Annotated in this window: 6 protein-coding genes and 2 pseudogenes; 2 read left to right on the top strand and 6 right to left on the bottom strand. The window is 54.4% G+C overall.

Translation table 11 applies throughout. The features are described 5' to 3' along the window. Window positions 1-266 (top strand): annotated as a pseudogene (locus HMPREF1028_RS08980) (ABC transporter ATP-binding protein); the annotation flags it as partial. A 97-nt stretch (window positions 267-363) separates the two neighbouring features. Here the strand turns inward: HMPREF1028_RS08980 and aldA are convergent. After that, window positions 364-1806, bottom strand: coding sequence for an aldehyde dehydrogenase (aldA, locus tag HMPREF1028_RS08975; RefSeq protein WP_003760973.1), 1443 nt, complete (start codon window positions 1804-1806; stop codon window positions 364-366). Between the two features lie 207 nt (window positions 1807-2013). Between aldA and msrAB the strand changes: the two genes are divergently transcribed. Further along, a complete protein-coding gene (gene msrAB, locus HMPREF1028_RS08970; protein ID WP_009312470.1) occupies window positions 2014-3582 on the top strand; it encodes a bifunctional peptide-methionine (S)-S-oxide reductase MsrA/peptide-methionine (R)-S-oxide reductase MsrB in 1569 nt (522 codons plus the stop codon). A 377-nt stretch (window positions 3583-3959) separates the two neighbouring features. Here the strand turns inward: msrAB and rmuC are convergent, their stop codons facing one another. The 5 genes and pseudogenes from rmuC to murA form a co-directional block, all read right to left on the bottom strand. Then, the gene (gene rmuC / locus HMPREF1028_RS08965; RefSeq protein WP_009312469.1) at window positions 3960-5459 is read right to left on the bottom strand and encodes a DNA recombination protein RmuC; all 1500 of its coding nucleotides are present in this window, start codon (window positions 5457-5459) and stop codon (window positions 3960-3962) included. 1392 nt (window positions 5460-6851) lie between these two features. Next, window positions 6852-6983, bottom strand: coding sequence for a hypothetical protein (locus HMPREF1028_RS15730; RefSeq protein WP_283119084.1), 132 nt, complete (start codon window positions 6981-6983; stop codon window positions 6852-6854). Between the two features lie 301 nt (window positions 6984-7284). After that, window positions 7285-7347, bottom strand: a pseudogene (locus tag HMPREF1028_RS15175) (transposase); the annotation flags it as partial. A gap of 7 nt (window positions 7348-7354) precedes the next feature. Next, entirely contained in the window at window positions 7355-7972 is a 618-nt protein-coding gene (locus tag HMPREF1028_RS08960) for a DUF533 domain-containing protein (RefSeq protein ID WP_009312465.1), read from the bottom strand. Between the two features lie 100 nt (window positions 7973-8072). Next, complete coding sequence (gene murA, locus HMPREF1028_RS08955) at window positions 8073-9326, bottom strand: UDP-N-acetylglucosamine 1-carboxyvinyltransferase (RefSeq protein WP_003760990.1); 1254 nt, start codon at window positions 9324-9326, stop codon at window positions 8073-8075. Window positions 9327-9591 lie beyond the last annotated feature (265 nt).

Here is a 9591-nt window from a genome sequence, read left to right as displayed (position 1 = left end):
ACGCCCAAGCCGCCCGCCTGCTCGGGCTGCCCAACACCGACGATGCGCGCCACATCCCGACACACGCCATCCGTCCCGACTCGCAAGGCACACCCTGCCGCATCCTGTCCCTCACCCCTTTGCCCGACAGCCTGCGCCTGACTTTCGCCCACCCCGAATACGGCGAACTGACCACCCTGTTGCCCGCCGGACAGCTACCCGCCGGCGATACCGTGCCGATACATATCGATAAAGGACAAATCGTCTGGTTTGAACCGTCGCGATGATGTTTTGTGTCCCGCCTTAATACGTTGCGTCCGAACATAGAAAAAGGTCGTCTGAAAATTTTCAGACGACCTTTTATGTCAACACATCAAGGCGTTATCAAATATTGGTTTCCAGATAAACGACTTGGGTTTGCAGATATTCTTCCAAACCGTGTTTGCCGTCCGCGCCGCCGATACCGGATTTTTTCCAGCCAGCATGGAAACCCTGCATGGCTTCGAAGTTTTCGCGGTTGATGTAGGTTTCGCCGAATTGCAGGCGGCGGGTGACGTAGAAGGCTTCGTTCAGGTTGGTGGTGTAAACGGAGCTGGTCAGACCGAATTCGCAGTCGTTTGCCAAGGCGATGACTTGGTCGAGCGTGTCGAAAGTGGAAACAGGCAGGACGGGGCCGAAGGTTTCTTCCTTCATGATGTCCATGTTGTTGTCGGTGTCGGTCAGCAGGGTAGGCTCGAAGAAATAGCCGCGTCCTTCGGCGCGTTTGCCGCCGCAGACCAGCGTCGCACCTTGTTTGACGGCGCGTTCCACTTTTTCGGCAACGGCTTTGACGGCGCGCTCTTCAATCAGCGGGCCCATTTCCAGCGCGCCTGCTTCCGCTTCGGCAGGGTTGCCGTAGCGCACGCCTTTCATGGCGGCGGTCATTTTTTCAATGAACGCGTCTTTCAGGCTGCTGTGGACATAGACGCGCTCGGCGCAGTTGCAGATTTGACCGGTGTTGCCGACGCGCGAAGCCAAGATGGATTTCACTGCCAAGTCCAAATCCGCGTCTTTCAAAACGATGGCGGGCGCTTTGCCGCCGAGTTCCAGCGAGACTTTGGTGATGTTGGCGGAAGCAGCTTCCATCACTTGGCGGCCTGCTTCGACGGAGCCGGTCAGGCTGACCATATCGACTTGCGGATGGGCGGACAAGGCATTGCCGATTTCCGCGCCGGGGCCGTTCACCACGTTGAACACGCCTGCGGGCAGTCCGACCGCATCGACGATTTCGGCGAAGATGTGGCAGTTGATCGGGGTCACGCTGCTGGGTTTGACGACGATGGTGTTACCCGTGACCAAAGCAGGGCCCATTTTGCGGGCAATCAGGAAGAAGGGGAAGTTCCACGGCAGGATGCCTGCCACGACGCCCAGCGGACGTTTGAACAATAAAATGTTTTCGCGCGGGCGGTCGCTTTGGATGATTTCGCCTTCGTAACGGCGCGCCCATTCGGCTTGGTAATCGAGATAGTCGGCGGTGAACATGACTTCCACACGCGCCAAGTCTTTGGTTTTGCCGCCTTCAGCAACGATGGTGTCGGTCAACTCGTCGGCGCGTTCGCGTATGCCTTGGGCGATTTTGCGCAAATACGCGCCGCGTTCGACCGCAGGCAGCCGCTCCCATGCCGGTTGCGCCGCACGCGCCGCCGCTACGGCGCGGTCAACGTCCGCTTTGCCGCCTTTAGGTTCGCGGGCGATGGCCTCTTCGGTGGAAGGGTTCAATACGTCGCGCCATTCGCCGTTGAAATCGTTTTCAAAGCGTCCGTTGATGTACATGGCCAATTGTTTCATTTCAAGTTCTCCTGTTGTTGTAGTCGTGTGTAGTCAGTGTATGCCTTTTATGCCGCCGCTGCAATGGAAATGCTGTTTGAAAATGCAAATTTAATAATATAGGCGTTTATTTTCAGACGACCTTTTGCTTTTTTATGTGCAAGGCTGTAAGGTTTGGACATTCCCAACGTCTAATCATACAAACCGTCCACACAGGAAACATTAGAGATGAAACCCCGTACCTTCTTTTCCCTTTGCGCCAAGTTCGGCTGTCTGTTTGCGCTGGGTGCCTGTTCGCCCAAAATCGCCGATGCCGAAGCCGCGACCGTGCCGCACACCTTGTCCACTTTGAAAACCGCGGACAACCGCCCCGCCAGCGTTTATTTGAAAAAAGACAAACCCACCCTGATTAAATTCTGGGCGAGCTGGTGTCCTTTGTGTTTGTCCGAATTGGGACAAACCGAAAAATGGGCGCAGGATAAGCGGTTCGGCTCCGCCAACCTGATTACCGTCGCGTCTCCGGGCTTTCTGCACGAGAAAAAAGACGGCGACTTTCAAAAATGGTATGCCGGTTTGAACTATCCCAAGCTGCCCGTCGTGACCGACAACGGCGGCACCATCGCCCAAAGCCTGAATATCAGCGTTTACCCTTCGTGGGCGTTAATCGGTAAGGACGGCGACGTGCAGCGCATCGTCAAAGGCAGCATCAACGAAGCGCAGGCATTGGCGTTAATCCGCGACCCGAATGCCGATTTAGGTCGTCTGAAAAACGCGTTCTACAAACCCGACACACAGAAAAAGGATTCAAAAATCATGAATACGCGCACCATCTACCTCGCCGGCGGCTGCTTCTGGGGCTTGGAAGCCTATTTCCAACGCATAGACGGCGTGGTTGACGCAGTATCCGGCTACGCCAACGGCAAAACGAAAAATCCGAGCTACGAAGACGTGTCCTACCGCGATACGGGCCATGCCGAGACCGTCAAAGTCACCTACGATGCCGACAAACTCAGCCTCGACGACATCCTGCAATACTATTTCCGCGTCGTTGACCCGACCAGCCTCAACAAACAAGGCAACGACACCGGCACGCAATACCGCAGCGGCGTGTACTACACCGACCCCGCCGAAAAAGCCGTCATCGCCGCCGCCCTCAAACGCGAGCAGCAAAAATACAAACAGCCCCTCGTCGTCGAAAACGAGCCGCTGAAAAACTTCTACGACGCCGAGGAATACCATCAGGACTACCTGATTAAAAACCCCAACGGCTACTGCCACATCGACATCCGCAAAGCCGACGAACCGCTGCCGGGCAAAACCAAAGCCGCCCCGCAAGGCAAAGGCTTCGACGCGGCAACGTATAAAAAACCCAGCGATGCCGAACTCAAACGCATCCTGACCGAAGAGCAATACCAAGTTACTCAAAAAAGCGCGACCGAATACGCCTTCAGCCACGAATACGACCATCTGTTCAAACCCGGCATTTATGTGGACGTCGTCAGCGGCGAACCCCTGTTTTCTTCCGCCGACAAATTCGATTCCGGCTGCGGCTGGCCGAGCTTCACCCGCCCGATTAACGCCGCCGCCGTTACCGAACACGACGATTTCAGCTACAACATGCGCCGCACCGAAGTGCGCAGCCATGCCGCCGATTCGCACTTGGGACACGTCTTCGCCGACGGCCCCAAAGACAAAGGTGGCCTGCGCTACTGCATCAACGGCGCGAGCCTGAAATTCATCCCGCTGGAACAAATGGACGCGGCAGGCTACGGCGCATTGAAAGGCAAAGTGAAATAAAGGCGCGATAACACGAAAGGTCGTCTGAAAACGGCGTGGTAAGCAATTCATACCCGACCCGCCGTTTTTCAGACGACCTTTTTACCGCCACGATACTTGTTCTTTCCTCCGACAGCTAGAAACGCGGATTGCTGGCGAATAAGGTTTGAAACGATACAGTGGATTAACTTTAAACCAGTACGGCGTTACCTCGCCTTAGCTCAAAGAGAACGATTCTCTAAGGTGCTGAAGCACCAAGTGAATCGGTTCCGTACTATCTGTACTGTCTGCGGCTTTGTCGCCTTGTCCTGGTTTAAAGTTAATCCACTATAAAAGGATGCATCATGCGCCCTTTTTGTCTTTGATACGTCGTCTGAAATCCGACGACGGACAATCCGTCAATCTTCTTCCCCTTCCGGCAAACCCTTATCCTGCAAGGCGGATTCTTGGGCGGTTTCTGTCAAATCGCGTTGCAGGCGTTTGGTGGTTTTGACGCCCAGCGCACGCAGTTTCTCGGCGCGGCTGACGAGGTTGCCGCGTCCTTGCGAGAGCTGTTTGTAGGCTTGTTGGAACTGGCTTTGTGCTTGGTCGATGTTTTTGCCGACGGTCTCGAGCGTTTGGACAAAGCCGGTGAATTTGTCGTAAAGCCTGCCGCCTTCTGCCGCGATGGCGAGGGCGTTTTGGTTTTGTTGTTCGTTGCGCCAGATGTGGGCGACGGTGCGCAGGGTGGCGAGCAGCGTACTCGGGCCGACCGGCATGATGCGTTTGTCGAAACATTCTTGGAACAGGGCGGCATCGTGTTGCAGGGCGAGCAGGTAGGCGGGTTCGACGGGGATGAACATAAACACGAAGTCCAGCGTGCGCACGCCTTCGAGGTCGGTATAGTCTTTTTGCGACAGGCTGCGGATGTGGGCGCGGATGCTGGCGACGTGGGCGGCGAGTTCGCGTTCGGCGGTTGCGGCGTCGGCGGCTTGGGTGTAGCGGACGTAGGCGGTCAGCGAGACTTTGGAGTCGATGACGATTTGTTTGCCTTCGGGCAGGTTGACGAGGACGTCGGGCTGGAGGCGGCGCGCGCCGTCTTCTTCTTGGCGGACGGCGGCGGCTTGGACGGTGTATTCGCGCCCTTTTTGCAGGCCGGAATGTTCCAAAACGCTTTCCAAAATCATCTCGCCCCAGTTGCCTTGGGTTTTGTTTTGCGTGCCGGTGAGCGCGTCGGTGAGGGCTTTGGCGTCGCTGTGCAGTTGGGTGTTGAGGGTTTGCAGGCGTTTGAGTTCGTTTTCGAGGGTCAGCCGTTCGCGCGCTTCTTTTTCGTAGGTTTGCTGAACCAGCTCGCTGAAGCCGTGGATGCGTTCGTTGAGCGGGGTCAGCAGTTGGCTGAGGTGGTCGCGGTTTTGCTCGGTGAAGCGGCGGCTTTTCTCTTCCAAAATGGTGTTGGCGAGGTTTTGGAACTGGTCGCCCAAGCTTTGGCGGGCTTCGGCAAGGAGCTTGAGCTTTTCGTCGGCGGCGAGGCGTTCCTGTTCGAGCTGGATGTGGAGGCGTTCGTTGCGGACGTGCAGGTTGTGCGCGTTTTCCTGAAGCTCGGCGTAATCTTGTTTCAGACGACCTGCTTCCTGTTCGCGCTCTTGAAGATAGCCGATTTGGCGTTCGGCGGCGGCAAAGCGGTTGCCCAATTCCTGCAACTCGCCCTGCAAATCTTGGACATGATAGCGCGCGTCGGCAAGCTCGGATGCGGTTTGCGCCTGATTTTGTTCGGCAAATTCAAGATGCTGGCGGCACTCGGTAAGCGATTGCATCAGGGCAAACTGCTGCGTCTGCGCCTTGTTGCGGGCGAGCAGCCAAGTGATGAGCGCGCCGGACAAAAAGGCAAGCGCGGCGGTCAGAAGGAGCGGGGCATTCATAGGTCGTCTGAAAACGGAAAAAGCAAAAACGGCAATATAGCATGTTTGCAGGACAAGCTCGCTGCGCGCTTGAGTATAGTGGATTAACTTTAAACCGGTACGGCGTTGCCTCGCCTTAGCTCAAAGAGAACGATTCTCTAAGGTGCTGAAGCACCAAGTGAATCGGTTCCGTACTATCTGTACTGTCTGCGGCTTCGTCGCCTTGTCCTGATTTAAAGTTAATCCACTATATTTAATGAGCGATATCACAAGAAAACAGCGGATTCCGGTTTGTCGGGCAGGGATTTTGGTTTCAGACGACCTGTTTTTGCCAAAAATGGATAGATCATTTAAAAAATGGCAATGGCGATTATAGTCTGAGGCTAAAAACCCAAAAGCCAAGCGGAAAAGTGTTGTTTTTTATCTAATTGAAAAATAAAAGGAAAATTTAAAAATTTTCTAAAATGATGTAATTTGGCAACAAAAAATCCGAGAGCATCTATTCTAAAATAAACAATTTGTAATCGGCTTGTAACTAAGACATCGGTGTCATTCTTCAAGACATCGGTGTCATTTTCAAAACTAAAAATAATTTATCAAAATAATCACATTAAAGCATTAATACCGCTATTTTCTTTACAAAAAAACTGTATAATTTATCAATTAAGGCGGTATCATGACACCTGTCGATATGGCAGACATGTCGACGACGAATACAAATGTTGTTAAATAACATTTGATTAATATGTAAAAGGATTGCCCGAAATGAAAAATTTATTGACCTTGGCCGCAGCCTCTTTAATCGGTATGGCCGGTGTTACCGCTTCAGCCTCTATGGTTGCCCGCAATATCGAAACCGCTGCAAAAAAATAATTTGAAAACAAACGAAATATTTTAAACGCTTCCCAAACCCCCACAAACAACCTTCCCGCCCGCGGCGGAGCGGCTTTCGGCTTTCAACCGATTCCGGCATCAGATGCCGACACAAGCGCGAACCGCAGACCGCCAAGTTCGGCGGCGGGAACAAAAGAAAGAGAGATGACCATGAAAAACTTAATTAAATTGGCAGCCGCCTCCCTGATTGGCATGTCCGGTCTGACCGCCAGCGCGACGACCGCCGCCAAAAACATCGCCGAAGCCGGCAAATAATCAGCCGATCCGACGATATATTGGATTAAATTTAAATCAGGACAAGGCAAGGCAACGCCGTACCGGTTGAAAGTTAATCCACTATAACATCCGCAACACAAACACAAGAAAGAGACTCAAAATGAAAGAATTGATCAAACTCGCCGCCGCATCGCTGATCGGTATGTCCGGTCTGACCGCAGGCGCGACCCACATCGCCGACAATATGCGTACCGCGATTAAAAAATAAGCTCGGGCTGTTTTAAATCCCCAAGCTGTCGGAAGTCAAAGCAAAGGTCGTCTGAAAAGTTTCAGACGACCTTTTTTGATTGGGTCGGGTTTCGGGAAAAGGGCGATTTCAAAATGGGCGCAGCCGTATCGGGAAAACGGTTTTCCTTTGGTCTGTCGGGAAAGCATGGTTTGCGGATTGTATGCCGCGTAGCCGAAAGCTGCCCTTTCTCGTTCTTTTGCGATCGGGTGGAGGAAAAGACAAACCTGCCCGTTATGTTGAAAAGGGGTCGTCTGAAACTTTTCAGACGACCCCTTGGCATTGAATCGGGTGTTCAGGCAAAGGTTGAACCGAATAAAAAACCGACTATCCGTTTCGTCGCGGATGGTCGGTTTTATAGTGGATTAACTTTAAACCGGTACGGCGTTTCCTTGCCTTAGCTCAAAGAGAACGATTCTCTAAGGTGCTGAAGCACCAAGTGAATCGGTTCCGTACTATCTGTACTGTCTGCGGTTTCGTCGCCTTGTCCTGATTTGAATTTAATCCACTATACAAAGCGTTATGCCAATTCCAGCTGTTTTTCCAGGCTTTCCACCAGATTGTCGTCTAGTCCCAAGGCTTGCGACAGGCGGCTGAGGAAGACGATTTCTTTGCGTGACAAGTCTGCGCAGACCAATCGTGCCGCCAGATAGGTTTCCGCTGCCAACGCCTGATCGTTGCCGACGGCGGCGGCGAGTTCTTCTACTGTTGCCGGATTGGCGTATTCGGCGGCAAGCCATGCGGCGGTTTCGGGGTCGTCGCCGCTTTCACGGGCGATGACTTGTTTTTCCGCGTCGTCAATCAGACCGTCCGAAGCCGCGGCGGCAATCATGGTGCGCAAAATCACGCGGCTGTGTGTTTCGGCGAGCAGTCCGGCAGGCTCGAACGCGCCTTGCGGCACGGCTTCCTGCTGCTTGTTTTTCTGCCAGTTTTGATAACCCTGATACGCCAGATAACCCAAAGCCGCCACGGAGCCGACTTTGACCAGCGATTTGGCGGTTTTTTTCTTCATCAGCATGGACGCCAGTCCGCCGACCAAAGCGCCGCCGCCAAAAGAATTGAGCGGGCTGTCGGAAACGGATTTGCCGCTTTTTTGAACGGTTCCCAAGATTTGATTGAGCAGGTTGTTGAAGTTCATGATGATCCCCTCATGGTGGTCGGTTTGGGTCTGAAATGGAGGCTCGGGGTCGTCTGAAATCGGGATGGGGCGTTTCAGACGACCTGTTTAAACAAGGCTCTTAACCGCGTACCCGCTCGATTTTCGCGCCGACTTTGCCGAGTTTTTTCTCGATGTGTTCGTAGCCGCGGTCGAGGTGGTAGATGCGTTCGACGATGGTTTCGCCTCCGGCGACCAAGCCTGCCATGACGAGGCTGGCGGAGGCGCGCAGGTCGGTCGCCATCACGACGGCGCCGGAGAGTTTTTCCACACCTTTGACGAAGGCGGTGTTGCCTTCGGTGGTGATGTTCGCGCCCATGCGGTTGAGTTCGGGAACGTGCATGAAGCGGTTTTCAAAGATGGTTTCGACGACGCGGCTGTCGCCTTCAGCAACGGCGTTCATCGCCATAAACTGCGCCTGCATGTCGGTCGGGAAGCCGGGGTGGACGACGGTGCGGATGTCCACTGCTTTGGGACGCTGCTGCATGTCGATGGAAATCCAGTCGTCGCCCGCTTCGATGATGGCGCCCGCTTCGACGAGTTTGTCCAATACGGCTTCCATGGTTTTGGGAGCGGCGTTGCGCAGGACGACTTTGCCGCCGGTCATGGCGACGGCGCAGAGGAAGGTGCCGGCTTCGATGCGGTCGGGTACGACGCTGTGTTCGCAGCCGTGCAGCTCTTTTACGCCTTCGACAGTCATGGTTGACGTGCCGATGCCGCTGATTTTCGCGCCCATTTTGACGAGGCATTCCGCCAAATCGACGACTTCTGGTTCGATGGCGCAGTTTTCGAGGATGGTCGTGCCTTCGGCGAGGGTTGCCGCCATCAGCAGGTTTTCCGTACCGCCGACGGTAACGACGTCCATGACGACACGCGTGCCTTTCAGACGGCCTTTGGCTTTGACGTAGCCGTGTTCGATGGTGATTTCCGCACCCATGGTTTCGAGGCCTTTGAGGTGCTGGTCAACAGGGCGAGAGCCGATGGCGCAGCCGCCGGGCAGGCTGACTTGAGCTTCGCCGAAACGCGCCAGCGTCGGGCCGAGCACGAGGATGGAGGCGCGCATGGTTTTCACCAGTTCGTAGGGGGCGCAGGTGTTGTTGACCGTGCCGCCGTTGATTTCGAATTCGTGAATGTTGTCGGTCAAAACGCGCGCGCCCATGCCTTGCAGCAGTTTTTGGGTGGTTTTGACGTCGGCGAGCATGGGTACGTTTTTCAGGCGCAGGGTGCCGGAGGTCAAGAGTCCGGCGCACATCAGCGGCAGGGCAGCGTTTTTTGCGCCGGATACGGTGATTTCGCCGTTGAGCGGGCCGTTGGCGGTGATTTTGAGTTTGTCCACAGTGTTTCTTTCGTTGTTAAGACAAGTCCCGACGGTGCTGCCGGCAGGACGGGATTCGTTTAGGTTCGGAATTATAAGGGATTTTGACGGTTTTTGCGGGCGGGCGGGGAGAATTCTTCCGAAGGGCGTTTACGGAGTACGAATGGTCGGAAGGGTCGTCTGAAAACTGTCGGGCGCAGCTTCGCAATGTCTGTTGGGATATTGTTGAAGCTGCGCTTTCAGACGACCTTTTTGCCATGTGGCGGAATGGAGCCGCCGTTCCCCT

This window comes from Neisseria sp. GT4A_CT1, from assembly GCF_000227275.1.
GTDB lineage: Bacteria > Pseudomonadota > Gammaproteobacteria > Burkholderiales > Neisseriaceae > Neisseria.
The sequence above is the reverse complement of the archived record's forward strand: the minus strand, read 5'-3'. Positions and strand labels throughout refer to the sequence as shown.

Excerpts from the sequence above, each read along its gene's own strand:
- HMPREF1028_RS08960 (WP_009312465.1), bottom strand. The coding sequence starts at position 7,972 with ATGAACTTCAACAACCTGCTCAATCAAATCTTGGGAACCGTTCAAAAA.
- aldA (WP_003760973.1), bottom strand. The coding sequence starts at position 1,806 with ATGAAACAATTGGCCATGTACATCAACGGACGCTTTGAAAACGATTTC.
- rmuC (WP_009312469.1), bottom strand. The coding sequence starts at position 5,459 with ATGAATGCCCCGCTCCTTCTGACCGCCGCGCTTGCCTTTTTGTCCGGC.
- HMPREF1028_RS15730 (WP_283119084.1), bottom strand. The coding sequence starts at position 6,983 with ATGCTTTCCCGACAGACCAAAGGAAAACCGTTTTCCCGATACGGCTGC.
- msrAB (WP_009312470.1), top strand. The coding sequence starts at position 2,014 with ATGAAACCCCGTACCTTCTTTTCCCTTTGCGCCAAGTTCGGCTGTCTG.